The sequence below is a fragment of the Vibrio sp. TRT 1302 genome (genome assembly GCF_050113875.1).
GTDB lineage: Bacteria > Pseudomonadota > Gammaproteobacteria > Enterobacterales > Vibrionaceae > Vibrio.
Map to the genome: position 1 here is coordinate 65,526 of NZ_JBNJOF010000014.1, position 22,452 is coordinate 87,977.

At 44.4% G+C, this 22,452-nt stretch carries 24 protein-coding genes and 1 tRNA gene; 13 read left to right on the plus strand and 12 right to left on the minus strand.

Translation table 11 applies throughout. The features are described from left to right. Nucleotides 1–114 precede the first annotated feature (114 nt). Nucleotides 115–1,083, plus strand: a complete 969-nt coding sequence (locus tag ACQEXP_RS15370) for an OmpA family protein (protein ID WP_426970809.1) — start codon at nt 115–117, stop codon at nt 1,081–1,083. Nucleotides 1,084–1,184: 101 nt separating this feature from the next. Here the strand turns inward: ACQEXP_RS15370 and ACQEXP_RS15375 are convergent, their stop codons facing one another. Further along, entirely contained in the window at nt 1,185–1,691 is a 507-nt protein-coding gene (locus ACQEXP_RS15375; RefSeq protein WP_269378036.1) for a Fe3+-citrate ABC transporter substrate-binding protein, read from the minus strand. Nucleotides 1,692–2,127: 436 nt separating this feature from the next. Between ACQEXP_RS15375 and ACQEXP_RS15380 the strand changes: the two genes are divergently transcribed. The 3 genes from ACQEXP_RS15380 (at nt 2,128) to ACQEXP_RS15390 (ending at nt 5,737) form a co-directional block, all read left to right on the plus strand. Continuing rightward, entirely contained in the window at nt 2,128–3,027 is a 900-nt protein-coding gene (locus tag ACQEXP_RS15380; protein ID WP_426970810.1) for a LysR family transcriptional regulator, read from the plus strand. 97 nt (nt 3,028–3,124) lie between these two features. Further along, entirely contained in the window at nt 3,125–4,501 is a 1,377-nt protein-coding gene (locus ACQEXP_RS15385) for a DUF1254 domain-containing protein (RefSeq protein ID WP_426970812.1), read from the plus strand. 72 nt (nt 4,502–4,573) lie between these two features. Then, nucleotides 4,574–5,737 carry an OmpP1/FadL family transporter gene (locus ACQEXP_RS15390; RefSeq protein WP_426970814.1) on the plus strand — a complete coding sequence of 388 codons (1,164 nt, stop codon included), beginning with the start codon at nt 4,574–4,576 and terminating at the stop codon, nt 5,735–5,737. A gap of 104 nt (nt 5,738–5,841) precedes the next feature. On the opposite strand, the gene ACQEXP_RS15395 is transcribed toward ACQEXP_RS15390, so the two are convergent. The 6 genes from ACQEXP_RS15395 to ACQEXP_RS15420 all read right to left on the minus strand — a co-directional run bounded on the left by ACQEXP_RS15395 (nt 5,842) and on the right by ACQEXP_RS15420 (nt 11,868). Next, nucleotides 5,842–6,873, minus strand: a complete 1,032-nt coding sequence (locus ACQEXP_RS15395; RefSeq protein WP_426970815.1) for an HlyD family secretion protein — start codon at nt 6,871–6,873, stop codon at nt 5,842–5,844. Then, nucleotides 6,873–7,181: an Mg2+ and Co2+ transporter gene (locus ACQEXP_RS15400; RefSeq protein ID WP_248331840.1), complete on the minus strand. Its 309-nt coding sequence runs from the start codon at nt 7,179–7,181 to the stop codon at nt 6,873–6,875. Before ACQEXP_RS15400 ends, ACQEXP_RS15395 begins: the two co-directional genes overlap by 1 nt. Before the next feature lie 61 nt (nt 7,182–7,242). Beyond that, nucleotides 7,243–8,022, minus strand: a complete 780-nt coding sequence (locus ACQEXP_RS15405; protein WP_426970817.1) for a hypothetical protein — start codon at nt 8,020–8,022, stop codon at nt 7,243–7,245. Nucleotides 8,023–8,079: 57 nt separating this feature from the next. After that, nucleotides 8,080–9,501, minus strand: coding sequence for a DUF1254 domain-containing protein (locus tag ACQEXP_RS15410; protein ID WP_426970819.1), 1,422 nt, complete (start codon nt 9,499–9,501; stop codon nt 8,080–8,082). 190 nt (nt 9,502–9,691) lie between these two features. Then, nucleotides 9,692–10,645, minus strand: a complete 954-nt coding sequence (locus ACQEXP_RS15415; protein ID WP_426970821.1) for a DUF2860 family protein — start codon at nt 10,643–10,645, stop codon at nt 9,692–9,694. Nucleotides 10,646–10,905: 260 nt separating this feature from the next. Continuing rightward, on the minus strand, nt 10,906–11,868 hold the full coding sequence (locus tag ACQEXP_RS15420; protein ID WP_426970823.1) for a LysR family transcriptional regulator: 963 nt from the start codon (nt 11,866–11,868) through the stop codon (nt 10,906–10,908). 156 nt (nt 11,869–12,024) lie between these two features. Here ACQEXP_RS15420 and ACQEXP_RS15425 point away from each other — a divergent pair, with 156 nt between their 5' ends. Further along, a complete protein-coding gene (locus tag ACQEXP_RS15425; RefSeq protein ID WP_426970824.1) occupies nt 12,025–13,092 on the plus strand; it encodes an alpha/beta hydrolase fold domain-containing protein in 1,068 nt (355 codons plus the stop codon). Nucleotides 13,093–13,221: 129 nt separating this feature from the next. Here ACQEXP_RS15425 and ACQEXP_RS15430 read toward each other — a convergent pair. After that, nucleotides 13,222–13,298 (minus strand) — tRNA-Arg (locus tag ACQEXP_RS15430). 52 nt (nt 13,299–13,350) lie between these two features. Beyond that, complete coding sequence (locus ACQEXP_RS15435; protein ID WP_138971537.1) at nt 13,351–14,484, minus strand: flagellar assembly protein FlgT; 1,134 nt, start codon at nt 14,482–14,484, stop codon at nt 13,351–13,353. A 163-nt stretch (nt 14,485–14,647) separates the two neighbouring features. Between ACQEXP_RS15435 and ACQEXP_RS15440 the strand changes: the two genes are divergently transcribed. Then, on the plus strand, nt 14,648–15,283 hold the full coding sequence (locus tag ACQEXP_RS15440) for a FlgO family outer membrane protein (protein ID WP_138971536.1): 636 nt from the start codon (nt 14,648–14,650) through the stop codon (nt 15,281–15,283). 8 nt (nt 15,284–15,291) lie between these two features. After that, entirely contained in the window at nt 15,292–15,723 is a 432-nt protein-coding gene (gene flgP, locus ACQEXP_RS15445) for a flagellar assembly lipoprotein FlgP (RefSeq protein WP_426970826.1), read from the plus strand. Nucleotides 15,724–15,785: 62 nt separating this feature from the next. Here flgP and ACQEXP_RS15450 read toward each other — a convergent pair whose 3' ends face one another. The 3 genes from ACQEXP_RS15450 to flgA form a co-directional block, all read right to left on the minus strand. Continuing rightward, nucleotides 15,786–16,211, minus strand: a complete 426-nt coding sequence (locus tag ACQEXP_RS15450; protein WP_426970828.1) for a flagella synthesis protein FlgN — start codon at nt 16,209–16,211, stop codon at nt 15,786–15,788. Between the two features lie 18 nt (nt 16,212–16,229). Beyond that, the gene (gene flgM / locus ACQEXP_RS15455) at nt 16,230–16,544 is read right to left on the minus strand and encodes a flagellar biosynthesis anti-sigma factor FlgM (protein WP_138971533.1); all 315 of its coding nucleotides are present in this window, start codon (nt 16,542–16,544) and stop codon (nt 16,230–16,232) included. 81 nt (nt 16,545–16,625) lie between these two features. Further along, nucleotides 16,626–17,372 (minus strand): flagellar basal body P-ring formation chaperone FlgA, encoded by a 747-nt coding sequence (gene flgA / locus ACQEXP_RS15460; protein WP_426970830.1) that lies wholly within the window; start codon nt 17,370–17,372, stop codon nt 16,626–16,628. Nucleotides 17,373–17,449: 77 nt separating this feature from the next. Here flgA and ACQEXP_RS15465 point away from each other — a divergent pair, with 77 nt between their 5' ends. From ACQEXP_RS15465 to flgE, 6 genes are all read left to right on the plus strand, one after another. Then, nucleotides 17,450–18,376, plus strand: coding sequence for a chemotaxis protein CheV (locus tag ACQEXP_RS15465; protein ID WP_269378013.1), 927 nt, complete (start codon nt 17,450–17,452; stop codon nt 18,374–18,376). A gap of 12 nt (nt 18,377–18,388) precedes the next feature. Further along, nucleotides 18,389–19,216, plus strand: a complete 828-nt coding sequence (locus tag ACQEXP_RS15470) for a protein-glutamate O-methyltransferase (RefSeq protein ID WP_269378012.1) — start codon at nt 18,389–18,391, stop codon at nt 19,214–19,216. A 238-nt stretch (nt 19,217–19,454) separates the two neighbouring features. Beyond that, the gene (gene flgB, locus ACQEXP_RS15475) at nt 19,455–19,850 is read left to right on the plus strand and encodes a flagellar basal body rod protein FlgB (protein WP_138971529.1); all 396 of its coding nucleotides are present in this window, start codon (nt 19,455–19,457) and stop codon (nt 19,848–19,850) included. Nucleotides 19,851–19,854: 4 nt separating this feature from the next. Beyond that, nucleotides 19,855–20,271, plus strand: a complete 417-nt coding sequence (flgC, locus tag ACQEXP_RS15480) for a flagellar basal body rod protein FlgC (RefSeq protein ID WP_138971528.1) — start codon at nt 19,855–19,857, stop codon at nt 20,269–20,271. A gap of 17 nt (nt 20,272–20,288) precedes the next feature. Then, nucleotides 20,289–21,002: a flagellar hook assembly protein FlgD gene (gene flgD / locus ACQEXP_RS15485; protein WP_269378011.1), complete on the plus strand. Its 714-nt coding sequence runs from the start codon at nt 20,289–20,291 to the stop codon at nt 21,000–21,002. Nucleotides 21,003–21,040: 38 nt separating this feature from the next. Continuing rightward, a complete protein-coding gene (gene flgE, locus ACQEXP_RS15490) occupies nt 21,041–22,345 on the plus strand; it encodes a flagellar hook protein FlgE (protein WP_269378010.1) in 1,305 nt (434 codons plus the stop codon). Nucleotides 22,346–22,452 lie beyond the last annotated feature (107 nt).

The following is a 22,452-nucleotide window of genomic DNA, read 5'->3' on the forward strand; positions in this document are numbered from 1 at the left end:
CGTTATATTGTTTGCATATCGATTATTATTGGATGTGCGGTATTACTAGTGTGCTTATCAATAGGTTTCCGGTTTAGAGAAATAAGTAAGCATGTGATTGATGAGGGAGTTCTCATGAAAAAGTTTGCAGTGGTTATGTCGGGGGCATTGTTACTAGCGTCAGCAAGTGCAAATGCAGAGTTTTATCTAGGGGGTAAAGTTGGAAAGTCATGGCTGGATGATGCGTGTACTGCGCTAACAAGTGACTGTGATGACGATTCAATGACAGCCGGTGTAATAGCAGGTTATGAATTTTTCGACTTTCTATCACTAGAAGCAGGTTATGACTACCTTGGTGAGTTTACTGCCGATGGCTTAGCTGATGAAAAGGTTAAGGCTTTTACTTTTGCTCCAAAACTGAACTTACCACTGACTGAGGATGTGTCTCTGTATGGTAAATTTGGTGGTGCTCGCGTCGAGTACGGTAATAAAGATGATAATTCGTACCTAGGAGCCGTTGGTGTAGAAATTCAGTCAGATAATAATTTTGCAGTACGTATTGAGTACCAGCGTCTGACGGATGTGAACAATGATTTGGTTAAAGCCGCAGTGAACAGTGCGACACTTGGTCTTGTTTACAAGTTTGGTGCCAATGAGTCACAACCTGAAGAAGTGGTTGTTATCGAAGAGAAAGTCGTGGAAGAAACAGTGACGGAAGAGGTTGTTGCCACGCCAGTAGTTAAGACTTTCGAAACAAAACTGGTCGATTCAGGCAGTTTTGAGCTAAATAGCACCAAACTAAAACCAGAAAGCCAATCAACTCTTGATGAACTGGTGGCGTTTATGAACGAGTACCCGCAGTCAAATGTTGAGGTGACAGGCTACACCGATTCGACTGGCGCAGCTGCTTACAACCAAACTTTGTCTGAAAAACGAGCTCAATCTGTCGCGGATGTTTTGATCAATGAAGGGATTGAAAGTCGTCGTATCACAGTACGTGGGGAAGGGGAAAATAACCCAATCGCTTCGAACGAAACTCGCGAAGGTCGAGAACAAAATCGTCGCGTAGAGATCGTTGTACCGGCTTTTGAATACCAACAGTAATCAGTACCGAGTTATTAAGACTGTATAAGTCGTTTGATTAAAAGAGTGACTCAGTAAAAGAAAGGCCTTGTTGTATAACAAGGCCTTTTACTTTTTGAAAATTACTTAAGATCGATGCTATTCAATCGTCCCATAAACTCGAGAATTTCGAGGTTCTCTTTGTTTGCTTCTAACAGCGCTTTTTTCGTCTTAGTGTAGGCAGCTAAACGGCCATGTTTCTTTATTGAGCAAACGACACTTTTGTAAATTAGTTTGCCGTGCTCATCGTAGTTACGCCACGCCGCAATATAGCACTCATCTTTTGCCGCTGGATTTTCTTTTGTTGGCCGGGGTTTGAAAATTATCTTGGGTTCCAGAGAGTGAGGTAATCGCGTCATCAGGTAAGGATCTTTCAGTAACTTACGCCAAAACTTTCCCCACATTTCACTGCCCAGCTCATTGCGAAGCTTAATGGCCTTTTTCAGTCCTTTCTTTTCACCTATACGAATGTAGCCCACAGAGCGGTGAAGAACTTTGTCGTCCGGAGTGTGGATATGGATTTTATAGGCTGTTTTAGCTTTTGAGATGAAGCGGTGACCAGTGTTCGTCTCTAAGTTACTCTTTTTCATTCTTTCGCTATCGATAACTTTATTAATAACTATTTTAGATGATTGTATTCAAATGTTGAAGGTTTGTTTGTAAGGCTGTTCGGGTTTCTTATGCTGAAAACAAGGCTGAAATATGAGTGTAGTTTGAATCGTTTCAGCTTGAGTAAGGGAAGTGTGTGAAACTTGTCAATTGAATCGACATTGAGACAAGGGCAATCTGCACAACGGTGGAATGGAGTAAATGAGCTCCTAGAGATAAAGTGGTTTGAAAGTGCTAGACCTAACAAAGGTATAAGTAATCAATCGCTTGGCAAATAAACGCTGCCACCGGGTTCTACTCTCGTCACAAAATAACAATAGATATCACGTTATTGGCGATTCTATTGATCGTCGAACTAAGTTCCGTAGCCAAAAATGATAGATTAACCTCTCATACCCTGAGGAACTAAGCTCCGATATGACCAAAGATCTCAACCTGCTACGTCTACTGTTGGTACTTAGCGAAGAGCAGCAAACTATCACCGCAGCCAAACGCTTACACGTAAGTCAGCCTTCCATTAGTGTGATGCTCAAGAAATTGCGAGAACAGTTCAATGACCCGCTATTTATTCGCAATAAAAATAGGCTCGAACCTACGCCTAGATGTCTCGATATCTTAGGAGCGCTGCCGTCACTATTGGATCAGATGGATGCACTGTATGTTGATGGTAGTACGTGGGATATCAAGACATTGACTGGTGAGTACACCTTTATTTTTTCACCTCAACTGATGACGACTCTTGGCGTGCCAATCATTGAAAGACTGACCTCCTTGGCACCCAATGTAACAGTGGATTGTTACCCGTGGGGCTTTGACGCATTGCGAGATATTGAACTGAAAACCAACTGTTGGGGTTTCTCTTACTTGCCGATGGAAAGCAACAAAAACATCATGCAAAGAGATATTGGTGTCGATGAGTTTATGGTAATCGTGAGACCTGATCACCCTATACAAGGCGAGTCTTTAAATGATTTGCTGAGGTCCCCACTTTGTATCAACTTAATTCATGGTGAAACTGAGTCTTCTCGAAGTGAAAAAATGATCAAAAAGCTGGGGTTGATGAAACACATTAATGTGCGCACTAGCGATCTCAGCATGATGATGTCATTGGTCGAGACAACGGATTACGTCGGTATCGTTTCCAAATACAACATGGAAAGATTAAAAGGTCGATTCCGATTTATTTCATTACCGCCAGAGCTTACCGATGAAGCACGTTATCGTGAAGTGGCTCAGTTTACCCACCAAAGAAATCGCGCCAACCCATTAACCAAATGGCTTTTCGACCAGTGCAAAGACATTTTTGATGATTATTAAAATTTTTAATAATTGATATAAAAACGCTTCGATTCTTTGGCACGCCAAAGGGCTTTATCCTTGTCTGCATATCTTAACAATGTACGAAGGGTTAGCCATGAAAAAATCGTTACTCGCACTATCGTTATTATCTTCTATCTGTTTGCCTACGCAGGCAGAAACCCGCATCTCACCTGAAGAAGAACTCGCCTATAACTTAGGCCTGCAAGCCTTTATATATGGTGCAGGCCCGTTGACTGTGGCAGCAGTGAGAGAAACTTCGACCTCCGTTTCTGAGCCTATGGACAATGCAATGGCTCCACTCAATGAGATGGGTAAAACCCGCCAGTTGTCTGGTCCGCAAGATCGCATTGTCCCTACCGTCAACAACGACACTATGTACTCACAAGCTCATTATGACTTGGATGTAGCGGGTCCAATGGTGATTGAAATCCCACCTACAGGAAACCGCTACTACATTGTTCAACTGTTAGATGCATACTCAGACTCTATCACCGACCTTTATGAAGGCAATACTGGCAGTGAAGGCAGCAAAGTTCTATTGGTGAAGGCAGATTGGCAGGGTGAGATTCCACCAGAGATTGATCACGTTGTACGATCTCGAACGCCAATGGTCTGGTTGATTCATCGAACTGGCGTATTCGGTCCTACGGATCAAGAAGCTGCACTCGACGTTCACGACCGTTTCATCAGTTATCCAATCGACGAACTAGGAAAAGCTCATGGGCCGATGAAACTCACTAAGGCCAAAGGTCGAATTCCTCCCATGACCACACCTGAAGGCTTGGCTTGGTATGCAATGATTGACCGAGAGTTGCGTAAAAATCCATTGCCAGAAGCGCAATCCATGGTGGAGCAGTTTAAGTATATCGGTATCGGTGGTGAAGCCCCCTTTGATGCCGATGCTCTATCAGAAGACCAAAAACGCGGTTTGATTAGAGCTCTTGAGTCCGCTAAATCCATTATTCACTATGCAGGTCGCAGTGTTGGGACGACAAATAACGGCTGGTCAATGATGTTTGAGGGGGGACTTTACGGCAACGATTACCTCAGTCGTGCAAGCATTAACTTACGTGCCGCGGGTCTCAACGTTCCTGAGCGTGCTCTTTACCCGAATCGCTATACCGATAGCGACGGTGTGCAATTAAGTGGCGAGAACAAGTACAAGATGACGATGCCTGCCGATGCTCCAGCCAACGCTTTTTGGTCTCTAACCATGTATGACGCTGAAAACTTGTTTATGGTCGACAATGAGATTGATCGTTACTCGATCTCAACGAATCGTAAAGAAGAACTGAAGTATGCGGCAAATGGAACTTTGCCAATTTGCATCCAATTCGAGAAACCTTCAGACGACACGTGTAACTGGCTTCCTGCACCAAAAGATGACTTTTATTTACACATTCGTCTGTATGAACCAACGCAAGCGGTACTCGATAACGAATACGCCATGCCGCAAGTCTATAAATTGTAATCAGTCATTGCTAGCACGCGCCTCCTACTAAATGGAGGCGTTTTTCTTAGTTTCTATAATACCGGAGTGCAAATGTCACTTATCCAACCCAAATTGAGCGCTTTGACCTTAGCGATATTCAGTTGTCACAGCTATGCTGCTGCGACTTTAGTTTCAGAAATGAGTCAGTTGAATGTAGGCACCGCAGGCGCGGGTTCAGCTGTATTGGCGGAAGACGCGTCAGTGGCCTATTCAAACCCTGCTGCGATGGCGTATTTGGATCAAACGCATATTGCGGTCAATATGGCAACTATGGCGCTTAGTATTGAATATCAAGATGAGCGGGATTCTCGTCTGAGCAGTGCCAATGCCGGCGGGGTTCAGCCTTATGGTTCACTTTATGCTGTATCTCCAATTAATGACCATTACCATGTTGGAGTGTCGCTAGTTGCCACTGGCGGTAGTGGTTTGGACTACGGCACTGATTATGCGGGAAAGCTCGGATTGAATGACCTTCAACTTAGCGTTATGCAGTTTAACCCCTCCTTGAGCTATAAATTGAATGAGCGGTTAACCCTTGGAGCGGGTTTTCAAATTGATCGAGCAACATTTGAGCAGCGATTCCTCTCTGAACGAGCCACTTTAGAGTCAACATCTTACGCCTTCGGGTACAATTTCGGTGCGACTTATTTGCATTCAGAGCATCATAGATTTGGCGTAACTTACCGCTCAAAGATGGAACACGATCTAGAGGGGGAGCTTACCCTGTTTAACCAACAACTGGACACTCGCGTGGATTTGGTTAATGCGGCAAAGTTAGAAGTCTCAGGGTATCATCAACTTAACCGCCCCATAGCATTCGTTTGGAGTATTGGTAAAGAGTTTTGGAGTGCGAATGATGTGACGGCCATTTACGTCAAGGATATGGATGTCACTAAGAAACGAGGTTTTGACGACGTGTGGTTTGCCTCGATTGGAAGCAAAATAGCGGTCAATGATAAATTCACTATGGATGTGGGATTTGGGTATGTTGAGTCTCCGTTGGATCAAGCCTCTCTTCAATCACCAGATTTGCCGGTCGACAAGCAAATTAAATACAGCCTTGGCGGTCGCTATCAATGGAACAGGTCAACGAACTTGAGCCTCTACTATAGCTACGCAGATTATGGTTCCCCAGAGATTCAAAACGGGGCAATGCAAGGTCGTTACGATAACAGCAATCACTTTTTAGGCATCACCCTCGATTATAAATACTAAGTGCTTCTCTTCACTTTCTTAACGATGGCCACTGCATAATGCAGTGGCTTTTGAGTGAGCACAAAAAAAGGTCCATAGTGGACCTTTTCTTTAGGCAATAACGTTTAGAGCGCTGACAAAAATGACTTCGCAGACGTCAAACGTAATGTTGCCCCACCAATGATGTCGATGAAACCAAGCAAGGGATGTGGTTTTTTCGCACTGATCCAAGCGGAGCCCGTGGCACCAATCGGAACCATAGCCATGGTATCGGTATCCATTTCCAAGATAACGGTTCGTCCTACCGGAGCCGCCCCTCGCTGTATGTGGTTAGAGACGGCTTGCTCTCTTGGGAGAAGATTCCCTTGTGCTTCACCTGTTGCTTTGACCACGCTGTGTACGCGACTACGAAAGATCTGTCCTGGAAACGCGTCGACATAAAACTCACTAAATTGACCCGATTCGATATTGCCAAATGCTTGGTCAGGAATCCTCATCTCAACAAATTTTTTGTTGGTATCCCATAGATGTAAAGAGCCAACTCGAGTGCCGTTCGCGACATATATATGAGTCACCATACCATCAAAAGGAGCTTGTACCGTTAAACGGGAGAGGTCAAACTCAAGACTGCCGCGTTTCGCTACTAATCCATCGTACTTTGCTTGAAGTACTTTCATTTCCGCATTGAGGACCTCAACCATATCTTGTGCATTTTCTAAATCCTTAATGCTGACATGATTTCCCATAGACTGGTTTCTATTTAAATCCCGTTTGGCCTGTGACAGTTGGACCTGCTTTGCTTCAATGGTACGAGTGATTTCGTTGAGTCCCGATTCTACTTCGATAATAGCAGCAGATATTTTGTCGTCTTTGAGGCTATAAAGCACTTCCCCTTTTTTCACTTCTTGGTTGTGTTGGACATAAATTTTGTCCATATGCTGACCAAAAGCAGGAGATAAAACCGCATGAGGAGCCTTAACAGTGGTCGAGTTTGTTAAGTCTACGGGGGAGTAAAATCTATGGCCCAAAAATAGTGCTAACGCGAGCAATATGCCAATTGTAGTGGTGATAAAGTAGTTTCTAGGTGTTGGCTTCAACACTTTGAATTTGAACAGTAACCATACAACAAGAAGATAGGGCAACATTATTTCTTTCATCAGCGGGTACCTCTTATCCAGTTTTGAACCTTGTCCCAATCAGTCACGATGGCGATGACGGCAAGGATCCAGAGCGGTTTGTACACTAATCCGAGTAAACAGAGCCAAAAGACTAGCTTTGCTTGGGCTAAGCCGCGTTCTTTAGCTAAGTGCTTGGGAATAGAATGAACATGCCACAGTTTCGCTAGAACCCAGACGGCGATTCCAACGGTAACAATAATGACAAACCACATAAAAATGACGGACTCTAGGAGTGGGTAGACACTTGGATACGCCTGATACTCGAGGGCAGTTGGATGTATTTTCATGGTCAAGACCTCTAAATTGGTGCGTCCTTGCACGTATGCTTAGGTTGTGTCTGCTCAATGATTAGAGCTGATAGTTGAACTCAATACGGTGGTCACCATCTGAGAAACGGGTGTTTTCAGTCCAATTGGCAAAGTACCGCACGTTGAAACGAGGAATGATCTGGTAAGAAATCGCAAACTCATGAGTTAGGACACTATCGTTTGCTTCTAAACCGTAATGTTTATAAGTGTCGGAACCAGATAATGTCGCCATATACATTGGGTTATAGTTGAGCCAAACATGGTCGGTCAGCTCCAATTTGGTGTACGTTCCGACGAGAGCAAAGGTGCCCGGCACTGAATAGCCACTGACGGCATGACCGTCATCACCGATCACATTATTACCAAATGCAACCCCAGCCCCAGCGAGAGGAAATAACTGAAGCGGTCCTAATTTAGGTAACGCCTGAATGAAACTGTAAGAGGCGGAGCCAAACTCCTTATTGAGGTCGTAATTCAAGTCTATCTGAGCACCGCGACCATTTTTCAAGTTGGCATTAAAGTTTCGAATGCGAAATGAGTCGACACTATCATTTGTCAGTTGAGGGTCATCATGCCAACCTAAGGTATCACCGGCGATGCCTTTCACTTCCAAGACATTCATACCCGCCACATTCTCTTTCCCTGTGTCGTACGTTTTGCCTACCTTTAGGTTTAGACCTTTGTTGGTTACGCCCCCACCAACTTGTGTATAGATGGCCAATGGGTCAGACATGTCTTGTACTTCATCGTCTGTGGCGTGCACCGTACTTGCGCCGAATACACAGGCTGTACTGGCAATAAATAATAAACGTTTCTTCATGGAAAACCTTATAGAAAGAACCAGCACAGAGCCTGTGCTGGTATGCTAATGGAATGATTATTTCGCTTTTAGACCAGGAACGGTCCAATCCATGTTGAGGATCTCTTTACCTGGTATGTACAGGCGAGTTAGCACATAGAAGCGACCTTCGGGTGTTGGTAACCAGTTATTTATTTGGGTTTTGTTGTGCGGTTCTTTTGTCGATAAGTGCAATGAGAAAGACCCGTCGGCATTTTTGGTTAGGTCAGAAAGGTTGCTGATCGCGTATCGGTCAATAGGGTTATCGACTAGCATCTTGCTTTGCGCGTCATAGACAGTGACCGACCAGAAAGCTCCGACTGGAGGCTCTTGCTCAAAAGTCATCACGTAGTCATTCGCCCCAGTCAGCGGGTTGCCTTTGACGTCAATAGCAGCCATTGGATAAATTGCTTCCTTAGGACCTTGACCACCTAGATATGGATGTGCAATCAACGAACGCATTGCGTTGTCATCACCAAATGCATCTAACGCAAAGGTATAAACCCAACCATCTTTCATCTCTAAGTTGGCTGGATTCGCTTGTTGAGCCATGACAATCTTTTCACCTTCTGCAATCGCATCTATCAGTGCTTTTTTGGTTGAATCAGATAGCTTGCTGGCATCGAATCCATTTTCGGTTAGGCCGATTTTCGAGAACTGACCGAGCATCGCTTTTTGTCTTTCGTCGACAGGGTTATCTGCTAGGTAAGCACCTAACTCGACGTAAAAGCGTAATGGATCATTTTCTTGTCCTGGACGAGGTGATAATACAGCGGTCACTTTACTTGGCTGACCGCCCATATATTCACTTAGGGGGGTTATCTTATATTGGTCTTGCACGGCATGTGCATTGGCGTAGTCTTGTTCGTCCATGACCTGAGTACGTCCCCAAAGCCATACTTTTGAGGTTGGTGCTTCGATCACGTTGAGTTCACGTGGGATCTCCTGAGTTGCTTTCCAACCTGGAGGCACAATTAAGAATTGCTTGTCTAAACTCCCTGTCTCGCGTGTTCCTACGTACTGAAATAAGTTGTGCCACATATCGAACATATTAATGACGTAGTAGCGATCGGTAACTTCAGGCACTTCAAGAACAATAGGCTCTTGGCTAACATCAAGTATCGCACTTGAGTAGAGTGTATCGCGGCTAGCGGTGGGCATATCGGTATCCGCTGGGGTACTCAAACGTCGTGCATGACCAAACTCATTTAATGGACCGCGGTAACTCGTATCGGCCTGAGACTCAGACAAATCGGTATATTGGCGACTGATTTGCTCCATTCTTACTAGAGTTGAGCCCCAAAGATAGGCACTGAGACCTAAATTGTAAGCCTCATCATGGAGAGCTTGTTGTACAGGAGTGAGGGGAGTGGCTTGGCTATTGGCATAGGTAACTGGAGATGCCAAGGCACACGAAAGCGCAACGGCTAGGCTAAGGGCTTTAATAGGATGTTTTATCATAGTGACCTCCGAATGAATGAGGTCAATATACGCAATTAAGCGTTTAGGGTGTTTTATACCCTCTATTAAGAATTTTAATAGTTATTCAGGGGGAACTTCATGTGAAAAGGGAGAGGTCGTGATCCTTATGAGCTGTCTATTTAAATACATTCCGGGCCCATACGTGAGTTGGGCCCGAGGTTAACAACGATTAGAATTTGTAGTTCACACCAACAGACATCAGCAAGCTATCACTCTTGTAGAAGTTGATGTTTGAATCATTAATGCTAGTGCCGATAAATGAGATGATGCTCCAGTTGTCCCAACTCGGGATGTCATCGTACTCATAGCCTAAAAACAGGCGGTAAACATCATCACTTCGTGTTTGTGCGAAGATAGGGTTTTCCGCAGAGTACTCTTTAAGCTCGTAGCTTCCCGTCAATGACAATCGATAGTTATTGGCGATATAAAAGTAACTTAGCTCCGCTTTATAGGCATTATACGATGCTGCTTCACCCTGTGCGTCATGGTGAGTATAGCTAAAGGCTGTAATGTAACCTGCATTTCTATCAAGCATGGTGCGGTACTGACCTTTAACAAAATAGGTATCGCTATCTCGTTGTAATTCCGCATGTTCAATCGTGTCATTGTCGATCTCGGCAGTAGCATAAGCCAAATCAAATGACACGCCGCTATTCCATAGGTTAGAGAGTTTTAATCGATAAGCGTTACCTTGGCGATCGGTGGTTTCTCTTTTTTGTCCAGTTAGGTAAGGGTTAGCCCATACTTCGTCGGCTAGGACGGTTGGAAGATAGCCAATGTCGAGTCGAGTACCATTTTGATAGTCGTATTGATAGCCAAGTTCGAATGCAAGTGTTCCTACTGCCAAGTCATCACGGGAAGTACCCAAATATACCCTTTGATTATTCTGCTCGTTGAGCGAGTAGTAAAGGCTACCTAGAGGTGAGGCAAAAAAGTTGTCAGTATTCTCGCCTTTACCCAAATGGTTTATTTGCTCAGAACCATTAGTGTTTAGGTTTGAGTTAGTGCTACTAAAGCCTGAGTTCAAAGAGAACTCACCAGAGAAACGTGAAGTCTCAGTCGCATTGGCTGAAGCGATAGAAACTGGTAGTAGAGCGAATACAAAGAGTGCTGTTTTGTTCATTAATTGTTCTCATCAACATAAGTCAAGCCTTTCCGTTTGCGACAAATCCTTAAGTTGGTGAGAAGGTTACATGGAGTTATTTGCTCTATCTATGAATTAGAGAAATGCATTTTTGCTATATCTGATTCGTGAATGGGAATTCACCAGACGATCAAAGCCATTTGGAGTGATTAATTGGAAAGGTTGGTGAGAGCGTTGTGACTGACTTTCATTAGTGAGTTTACATTACATCGCTTTCTTATGTTAAGGCTTGCGCAAGCTTACTTCGTTGACAGAGTCTGATCAAAAAAGGTTTGAATTGTTTGATGTAGATACTGATTGAATGGACTTCCACGCCGAGTTTGCAGGTATGATCCCGCAATATTGAGCACATGGTGTTGTTTGATTGAGGGAGGCAGTGGATAGCATTCAAGCTCAGGGGCTATCTGTGAGACGAATTGGCTAGAGTAGAGTATAGCGTCGCTGTTTTTTATCAGTTCTACCGCCGTTCTGATGCTGTGCGTCGTTAATAAGAAGTTCGCCTGATAGCCTTGCTTTTCATACAACTGTTCGAGAATGCCTTTTCTTGGATTAATACCATCTAGATAGAGTCGCACTATTGGTAGAGAGTGAATCACTTCCCAATCACTGCTGTTGGATAGAGACGGATGGTTCTTTCTCGCCAGCAGGACATTTTCAATTTTGGCGAGATTGCGGCAGAACAAGTCTTGAGGCATTGTGTAAGACTCAAATTGGATGACGTAGTCAACGCCACCTTGCAATACCTCATAGAGGGAATCTTTTTGCCACTGAGAAATATGGAAGCTAGCCTTAGGCAGTGCGTTGCGCAGGCAGAGGATTAGATGAGGGCCAAAGAACTCGAGTAAAAAGGTATTGATCAATATATTGACCTTTCCTGAATACTTGGTTGGGTCAAAAGCAGAATAGTCCTCAATCACTTTCTCGACTGGATGTAGCATTTCTAATGAGGCGTCAGCCAGCATTATTGCTAACTCTGATGGTTCTATCCCGTGCGCTTTACGAACAAAAAGTTGTTCGCCGAAACTCCCTTTGAGCTTGGCGATTGCTCGACTAACACTTGTTTGTGAAATCCCGAGTTTTTCCGCTGCCGCATGCGAGTTTTTGGTTTCAACGATGGCACGCAAAATACGTAGTAAATTGAGATCTAATTCCCTGATGTCAATAACAAATTCTCCTCTTCTTATCAGGCTTAATCGTAGCAAATAATGGTTCAAAGTGGGGCGCGTGGCTTCACGTTACTTGTTGTATCATTTCAAAAATGAATTTCTCTAATTCATATATTTCATCAATTTGTTTGTTTATCTTACGTCCATCGCAGCAAGGAGTGCTTTTATATTAATGATTGAATAGGTGGCAAAATGAACTCACGTAATATCGTCCTTTCTTTTATCGCAGCAAGTTTTTTAAGCACTGGTGTTATGGCCAATACGGCAGCTAATAAAGATGCGCTATCGCTCTCTTCACAACCAGTACCTCTGACGACTGCGGTTAGCCCAGAGTTTTATGAATTTTCGAAGAGCTTTCCTGCCCCAAACGTAGAAGCACTGCAGCAAAATATTCCTGAAACGAAAGAAGATTGGCGTGCCTTCGTTGATGCTCGTGATAAGCCTGCGAATGAACGCGCTGCTTTGCTGGCTCAGAGCCTAGAGGTAACCATTGAAAAAGATTCAATTGCTGGTGTTCCTGTGTATTGGGTGACTCCCAAGACGATTGCCCCAGAGTTAAAAGATAAGCTTTACGTGGCGATTCAGGGCGGTGCTTACATGTTGAATGGTGGCGTAGCATCGACATCAGAAGCCTCAATCATTGCGACTAAGATGCAGATACCAGCGCTAGCGATCGACTACACCAAATCGATAGATGCCCCAGCACCTGCGAGCCGTAATGACATTATTAAAGTGTGGAATGCGCTTCTAAAAACACGCTCGGCAGATTCAATGGTTATGGGAGGGACTTCTGCTGGTGGGGCTCTGACACTAGCGACAATACAGGAACTCAATAACCAGAATACGCCAGTCCCAGCCGCTCTTTATGTAGGGACTCCAGGTGTAGATATGACAATGACCGGAGACAGTCGTTATATCAATGAAGGGTTAGACCATATCTTAGGTAGCTGGCGTGGTCTCTCTTCTGCCTTGGTCAATGTTTATGTGGGAGATCTTGACCTGAGCGATCCTATTGTATCGCCAATCAATGGCAGCTTTGAGAACTTTCCGCCAACTTACTTGATTACAGGAACGCGTGACTTATTGTTGAGCGACACTGTGCGAGTGCATCGTGAACTCAAGCGTGCAGGTGCGAAAGCAGAACTGAACGTCTACGAAGGTCAGTCTCACGCGGACTATGCCGCTGCCTTTGGTACTCCAGAGTCGAATGAACACTATCAGGCATTGAGTGAGTTCTTTTATGGCAATCTGGTGAACTAACTAGAGCTAAGGATACTCGCGTTCTGACTTGCCAAAGGGCTACTTATGTAGCCCTTTTTCGTGCTTAAACAGCAGATACAAAAAAGAGTTAGCAAATTTCTCTGCTAACTCTTTGCTCTTTGAAAAATCTGGCGCTCCCGACAGGATTCGAACCTGTGACCTATCCCTTAGGAGGGGATCGCGCTATCCAGCTGTGCCACGGGAGCATAACGCTATGATACTGATTTCAATCCAGAAGTTAAGCTCATTATGGTGGTTTTACAACAGCTTGTGCATTACATCGCCAATTTGGATGCTGCCAGCAAGTTCCGCTTGATCAATGGTGAGTTCTGCTTCGTTCTCATAAACACGTGAGACCGTTAAAGTGATGTCGGTTTCGGTGACTTTGTTACGTGGAAGTCCACGCTGATCGATAAACGAACCGGTATGCCACAACTGCAATTTATCACCAGGTTCCACACCATGAATTCTACCGAGATCCATGGTTATGGTATTTCCCCATTTGGCGACCACTTCTGGAAGCGTGATTTTACATGATACTTCTGATTCTAAGTCGAGCATGATATTTCGGCTTACGCGAAGCATCATATCTCCGTAAGTAGAAGCCCAAAAGCGAGCACTTTTGGTGTCAACTTGGCTGGTTTTAGCGAAAGGCCAGCGTGCGACTTCGCGATAGTTGCGGTTATAAACCTCATTACCTGTCTTACCATCGAATACTGTCATTTCCAGAGCAAACTGACGATTAATAATGTCGTCCTTAATCAGGTTTTGCTCTATGGTTGCGGTTAAATCCGTAATCACTCCGCCGATGATGTACTGTGCGCCAGTATCTTGGGCAATCATTTTCAGGCGTTCTGGGTACTTTTTACTGATCTCATAGTCAGTGGTGCCAACGGAGATAAAGTTGGCTGACTCCTGATCCAGTTGGCGGTTAATAACATTGGCAAAGTCATCACCCACATCATAAATTTGCCCCATGACCGCTTGGCTAGGAGAGGCAAGGGCAATGTTGCCGACCAAAAACGTCTTTTTGTACTGCTCAACGTGGCAACTGGTTGCCGATGGGTAAATGTCTACTCTTGCTCTGACAAACATCACTCCGCGACGTGTCTTTTGCTCTTCAACCAAGATGTAACGTACTTCACTATTAGTGAATTGGTACTCTTTGCGTTCACTTTCCAACAGAGGACGAAGGTTTGCAATGCTGCCTATATCCGCGCCAGAGAATCGGACGGCTTTGTAGAGCGCATCTTCCAACGCATGGATTCTAGCTACCTCTTCGGACGACACGACAGTGGCTGTGCCAGTCACTTCATACCAACCAGCCAACGCTGAATTAGCAATGAGGCTGATGAATACCGTTGAAAAGAGCTTCAGAAGCGATTTTTTCATGTTTGTTTACCAAGTTGGTTCATTTTTTGCTTGTTGAATCTTAGCTGATTTAGGCATTGCCTTTCTGAATAGTTGCATAGTTAGAAAAGCAAGGAATGTTCCACTTTTAGAAGAGAGCTAAAAGAAACGACATTTTAGGCCTTAATGTATCGGAGATTAGAGAATGAAAAAATGGCTAACGCTAGTACCAGTGGTGTTTTTGACCGCTTGTGCCTATGCCCCAATATACAATGGTAAAGAACCTTATGCGGGTTCTCAGTTTATGCTGATGGAGAGTCCGCGTCATACTCTTGACTTCTTTGTGGAGAGTATGACCGAAGACTTGATGGTTTCTAACACCAGTGTTTCTGCACGGACACCTATTGCCGTCACATCATTTGTAGATCTACAAAATATGGATGCGACAAACTGGCTAGGTAATTCGGTATCAGAAGGTTTTATTCACCAGTTCCAGCGTCGTGGCTTTAAAGTTGTAGACTTTAAAACCACAGGCTCTATTCAAGTGACTCATCAGGGTGACTTTGCATTTAGCCGAGATTGGAAAGATCTGGCTCAAGAGCAAGATATCCAATATGTGCTGACAGGGACAATGCTGCGCCAAGAGGGCGGTGTCATTGTGAACGCCCGCGTGGTAGGGATGCAATCTCGCGTTGTTGTCGCTACAGCTCAAGGCTTCTTACCTGCTGATCGAATTGGTCGAGACCTTGATACCCTTAATAGTATTCGTACTCAAGATGGTGTATTAATTCGTTCAGACCCAACGATTACCCAACCTTATACCGTGATTTTACGCCCGTAGGAGCCGAGATGAAAAAGCTATTACTCCTTGCAGTCGTTTTCGCAATGGTCGGTTGTCAGCCGTTAAGTAACATGCGTCCTGGTGACTGGTTAACGGCTGTTGGCTACGCCAGTATTAGTGAACAGAAAGGACGTAACGAGGAAGAAAAGCAAGTACGTGCGATGCGTGCTTCGAAGATCGATGCGTATCGTGAACTTGCTGAGCAGGTCTACGGCATGCGCGTGAGTGGTCGAGCTGATTTGCAAGACCAACGTCTAGGTACAGAGCTCACATCAGGTGCGGTAGATGGCGTTATCCGCGGCGCGGAAGTCGTCAGAAGTTACAAAGTCGGGGATAGTTATGTCACTGAACTGCGTCTTGATATCCAGAAAATGAACAAGCTGCGTGATTACGGCGAAGTTCAGCAAGTACCTGAAAAAAGACAGCAAACTCTTTTCTAACTTACCCATTCTCTCTGATACAAAAAAAGCGGCAATCATTGCCGCTTTTTTATTGAATGCTTTTAGGCTTTGATATTTGTGCCCAAAGTGGTGATATTTTTGGTTTGCCCTTCAGATGTATAAGTCATACCAAGTTTCCCTTGTGACTGCTTCATCAGATTGTTGAGTTTGTTAAAACTGAGTTGGGCACGCTGAAGAGCTTGACCATTAATATCGTTAGCTTGTTGGCATTGGGTAATAAGAGCTCTTATCTGTTCTACCAGAGGGCTCAACTCTGGGTTGGTGGTAAGAGTCTCTACTTCAGGATGGCGACGAATACGATCATCAGTCGTTTGAAGTTGCTCAATAAGCGTAATCTTTTGTTTGGCAATCTGTTCAATATCTTTGGATAGTCGATTGGCGATAGCGTGCTTTTCCAACACAAGGACTTCACTCAGTTCTTGTGCATTTTTCAATTGGAATTCAACTAGTCCTTGCAGTGCTGCCATTTACAGATATCTCTTGGTTTAGAATCCGCCCAATTCTTTTTCGAACTTCATCATGTTATCAGCAAGTTTTTCAGGATCGACAGAGTAGGAGCCATTCGCGATAGCTTCTTTAATTGCCGCAACCTTTGCTTTATCGAAACTAGGTTGGCTGACCATTTGATTGTGCATTTCTCCCACCGCTTTACCTTGTGAGCTAAGTGAAACTGCATCTTGCGCGACAGACGACTTCTTTGCGGATTCAGAACCGCTCGTTTGAGTGCTGTCGTTACGTACAGAGTGCCTCGTCGATGTAGAAAGAGGTTGCCCTGAACGAATATTATCAATACCTGCCATATGTTGAGCCTTTTACGAATTAGAACTTGTACTGTCAATATCGACTACTAGGGTAAGAACTTTAGCTTTTTTTCTAACCAGTTAAAAAATTACCGTCACTTCCGAAATTCCAGATACACGCCCTTCAATTATACGGTTGGATTTACTATTTTTCACTCTAATCTGTTCACCATGTGAGCCATCCGTTAGAGCGACGCCTTTTGTTGTGATTGTCATACCGGATTTCACCGCCTTTATTGTCACGGTTTCATTGCGGCAGACCACACAAATATCTTGTTCTTCAAGAATTTCTCCAGCACGGAGATTTTTTTTGGCTTTTGCGCCAATAACAGCATCAATTGAGGAAAAGCCTTGCCGCCTAAAGCGTTGCAAGTCTACCATATTAATAGCGACATCTTGCCCAGAGATCAGCTGCCCACGAGAAAGTGCAGTGGTCAGGACGACTTGTGGTCCAGTACGAACTAATCTTACAGGTACATAAACTCGCCAACTGTCATCAGGACATTCGACGAGCACAGTGATGTTACTTGCACTAGGATTGGTAGAGGAGGAGGAAGTCTCTAACGGGGCTGGGCAGTCAGTAGCGAATATTCGGCTATCAACGCTAGAAGCGGTCGCCTGTAAGGTACCACCAGTAGGCCACTCAATTGTGGACAAAATGTATTCTTCGGCTGCTTGCTGAATCTGCGCAATTTGGTTTTCTGTCGCGGATGTCGCTGAAAAACTAAAGAAAAAGAATAAAAAGCCGATAGACTTACAAAACTTTTTATAGAAAGCTCTACAATTAGTTATGGAAAATGAGCATAAGTGTGATTTAGGATATGTCATTCTGTTTCTCTGGTTTTTCATGGCCTACAGTAGACTACCACTTTTTTAGCATGAAAGTTTGAGATGGAGATGAGCTTATGACGGGTATTCTTGATTCTGTGAATCAGCGTACGCAACTCGTCGGTCAAAACCGATTAGAACTCCTAACCTTTCGCCTAATGGGGCGTCAGCGTTATGGAATCAACGTATTTAAAGTAAAAGAGGTTCTCCAGTGTCCTAAGCTTACTTCAATGCCAAACTTGCACCCTTTAGTTAAAGGGGTTGCCCATATTCGTGGCCATACAGTTTCAGTCATTGATTTAAGTTTAGCTATTGGTGGCCGTCCTACAATGGACGTTGAAAAAGCGTTTGTTGTAATTGCAGAGTTTAACCGAACAATTCAGGCTTTCTTAGTTACTTCAGTCGAGCGTATTATTAATATGCACTGGGAGGCGATTTTGCCGCCACCAGATGGAGCAGGCAAAGCGAACTACCTGACTGCTGTAACGAATATCGATAATGAGTTAGTAGAAATTCTCGATGTAGAAAAAATACTGGCAGAGATTGCGCCTGTTGATGAAACGATGGACGCATCGATTGGTGAAGAAATTGCGCAGGCGGAAACGGAAAAAGAAATTGTACGTCGTATACTTATTGCTGACGACTCTACCGTGGCGCGTAAGCAAGTTGAGCGTGCAATTACTTCCTTAGGTTTCGAAGTCGTTGCTGTGAAAGATGGCAAAGAGGCTTATGAAAAGCTTGTGGAAATGGCATCTGAAGGCAGTATTTATGATCAGATATCTCTGGTTATCTCTGATATCGAGATGCCAGAAATGGATGGTTATACATTGACTGCGGAAGTACGCCGTAATCCTGATCTGAAAGATCTTTATGTTATTCTTCACTCATCACTTAGTGGTGTATTTAACCAAGCAATGGTTGAACGAGTTGGGGCAAACGCTTTTATTGCCAAATTTAACCCCGATGAGCTTGGTAATGCGGTGAAAACTGCACTTACAAAATAAAAAGAGAAGTTAATGACAGCAATAACTATAAGCGATCAAGAATATCGTGATTTCAGCCGTTTCTTAGAGTCACAATGCGGTATTGTTCTTGGGGACAGTAAGCAGTATCTGGTAAGAAGCCGACTAAGCCCACTTGTCACCAAGTTCAAGCTGGCTTCGTTGTCTGATTTGCTGAGAGACGTAGTGACGGGACGCAATCGTGAATTGCGTGTTGCTGCTGTTGATGCGATGACGACAAATGAGACGCTTTGGTTTCGAGATACCTATCCGTTCGAAGTACTGGCGAACAAGTTGTTGCCAGAAGTCGCGGCAAATAAAAGACCCATTAAGATTTGGTCTGCCGCGAGTTCATCAGGTCAAGAGCCTTATTCAATGGCGATGACCATCATAGAGACCCAGCAACGCAAACCAGGCATGTTGCCTAGCGTTGCGATTACCGCAACGGATATCTCTGCAAGCATGCTTGATATGTGTCGAGCAGGCGTGTACGACAACCTAGCGTTGGGGAGAGGACTTTCACCAGAGCGCCGTCGCACTTTCTTTGAAGATGCGGGCGATGGTCGAATGAAGGTTAAAGATAACGTCAAGCGTCTAGTTAACTTTAGACCGCAAAACTTAATGGATAGCTACGCTTTGCTCGGCAAGTTTGACATTATTTTTTGCCGCAACGTATTGATTTACTTCTCACCTGAAATGAAGTCTCAAGTGCTGAATCAAATGGCCAACAGTTTAAATCCAGGTGGGTACCTGCTGCTCGGTGCATCAGAGTCCTTAACCGGATTAACGGATCGATTTGAGATGGTCAGATGTAATCCAGGAATCATCTACAAGCTTAAATAGTTAAGCGTTGTTTTACTAAGCCCAGCCATAGTGCTGGGCTTTTTTGTACGACGGCAAAAGTTGCTTGTATACTTTTGAATGAGTAATTCCAAAATCTCACCTAGCTACGAACAACATGTAAAGTTGGCGTGGTTATTGCTCAGTAAAAAATGAAGTAACAGTGGAACGATTTTAAAAGTTGGTACGCTAATTGCTTTATATTTAATAGTAACGGTCAGTTCTTTGAGTAGAGGTCAACATGGCTATTTCTTTTGACAACGCATTAGGTATCCACCAGCACACGGTGGGCGTACGTGAGCGCAATGCTGAGGTGATTTCCACCAACATTGCTCAATCGAACACACCTGGCTTTAAATCAAAAGGGATGGATTTCCAGAAGGCATTGCAGGCGGCAACCTCGGGGGCAAGCATTGGTCTTAGCCGTACCGATGGTCGGCACATACCTGCCTCTACCCAAGTGACAGGGGAAGTAATGTATCGTCTTCCAACACAACCTGACACCGGTGATGGCAACACGGTCGATGTGGATTTAGAGCGTAACTTGTTTATGCAAAACCAAATCAGACACCAAGCATCACTCGACTTCTTAGGAAGTAAATTCAAGAACTTAACGAAAGCAATTAAAGGGGAATAGATAGATGAGCTTATTTAACGTATTCAATGTAACTGGTTCTGCCATGAGCGCTGAATCCGTTCGTCTAAATACTACCTCTAGTAATTTGGCTAACGCGGACAGTATCTCTAGCTCTGCAAAAGATACTTATAAGGCGCGCCATGCTGTGTTTGGTGCTGAGTTAAGTAAGGCAAAGTATGGCCGCGACCATACCGTGCCAGTGAAAGTGATGGGTATTATAGAAAGCGATAAACCGCTTACCGCGGAGTACAACCCTGATCACCCACTCGCAAATGATGAGGGCTATATCTACAAGCCTAATGTCAATGTGATGGAAGAAATGGCAAACATGATTTCTGCTTCACGTTCTTACCAAACGAACGTTCAATTAGCAGATGCAAGCAAACAAATGCTGCTGCGTACGCTGCAGATGGGTCAATAGGGATAAGGAGGTAACGTATGGCCGGAGGCATTAATAATAATGTTGGTCAAAGCGGCTTGTCCTATATCGACCAGCTTAAACAGCTTCAGGACAAGAATAAGCCGAATGAGACAACAGGTAAGCAGGAACTTAAGCAAGAAGACTTCTTATCTTTGCTCACCAAGCAACTTGCCCAGCAAGACCCGTTTAAGCCGGTCAGTAATGACCAGATGATTGCACAAATGGCGTCATTCGCGACGGTAGATGGCATCGGGAAGATGAACAATCAGTTCGAAACACTGAACACTTCGATGACATCAAACCAAGCGCTACAGGCGTCCTCTTTAGTAGGGCGTGACGTCTTGGTCCCAGGTGCTGCTGGCGTGAAAAACGATAACGGCAGTATGGCTGCTATGATCAAACTTCCTCAAGCCGTCGATAACTTGATGGTGAGAATAGAAGATCAAATGGGGCAGCTTGTTCGTACCTTCGATGTCGGTTCAAAGCCTGGTGGCGATAACCGAGTTGTATGGGACGGCAAAGATCAAAACGGTAACCCGTTGCCGGCTGGCAAATACAATGTGAAAGCATCTGGTTTGCTAGATGGAGAAGCGAAAGAGTTTGAGGTTTCGACCTATGCAAACGTCAATAGTGTTCTCCTTGGTAAAGGCGATGGTAACGTACTACTCAATCTGGCTGGCTTTGAGTCGCCAGTTCGACTTGCTGAAGTACTAGAAGTTGGCAAAGCGTAACTTTAAGTAGATATGCTAGCTAGATAGGAGATTTTGGAATGTCATATGTTGCACTAAGCGGTTTATCCGCAGCTCAGTTAGATCTGAACACAACCAGTAACAATATTGCCAACGCGAACACATTTGGCTTTAAAGAGTCACGTGCAGAGTTTGGTGATGTTTACTCTAATTCACTGTTTACACACGCGAAAACGACACCTGGTCAAGGTGTACAAGCAGCTAAGGTCGCTCAGCAGTTCCACGAAGGTTCAAGTATTTATACTAACAACCCAATGGATCTACGTATCGGCGGTACAGGCTTCTTCGCGGTGGCGAAAGATCGTCTTTCTCCAACCACCAATGAGTTAACGCGTAACGGTGCATTTCACCTGAACAAAGATAACTACATGGTTACAGCGAACGATGAGTTCCTACTGGGTTATCAAGTCAACAAAGATACTGGCGATGTGCTTTCATACGAGCCATCACCGATCAACATTCCAAAAGAGTTCGGTAAACCTAAACAGACTTCTAACATCGAAGTAGGTGTTAACCTTCCAGCTAATGGTGAGTTAAGAGATCCGGCGTTGTTTGATTACACGGATCCTGAGACATATAACCGTTCAACTTCTTCGACCATTTATGACTCTATGGGTCAGTCGTACAAGTTAACGACCTATTACCTGAAAGATCAAACACAGCCTAATACGTGGCAAACTTACTACACTGTGACTGACAAAGCAGGTGAGAAGCCATTGAATATTTTAGGAGGTGATGCAACTGCACCGACGGGACACGTTGGTCACACAATGAAGTTTAACAACGATGGTACGCTTGCTAGCCTAAACAGCGGTCAGAACATTGTTTCTGAAGCCTTGGGTGCCGGAGCAAACCCAATTGAACTGAATGGTGCTGACGTTAACCAAACTTTATCTTTTGGCCTGCAAGATGCGACACAGTTCGCGGCACCATTTGAATTGACCAAATTCGATGAAGATGGCGCAACAACTGGCTTCTTGACCAAAGTAGATTTCGACGAGAACGGTAGCGTGCTTGGCACTTACTCAAACGGCGAAAATATCATCTTAGGTCGCGTGGCGCTGGTTCGTGTTGCTAACGAGCAAGGCTTAGATAAGAAGGGCGGTACGCAATGGGATGCGACTCAGTTCTCTGGCGATAAAATCTGGGGTGAATCGAATAAAGGCTCTTTTGGTACCATCAGTAGTGGTACGTTAGAACAGTCAAACATCGATATGACTCAAGAACTTGTCGACTTGATCTCTGCGCAGCGTAACTTCCAAGCGAACTCTCGTTCACTTGAAGTTCATAACCAAACGCAACAAAACATCCTACAGATTCGTTAATCTCTATTTAGCGATACTAGCAATCATCTGTTTAGCAAGCTGGTGGCAATCATCAGCTTGCTATTGTTGCCGCAACAGGCAATGCACTCCTCTTACTCCTTTCGATT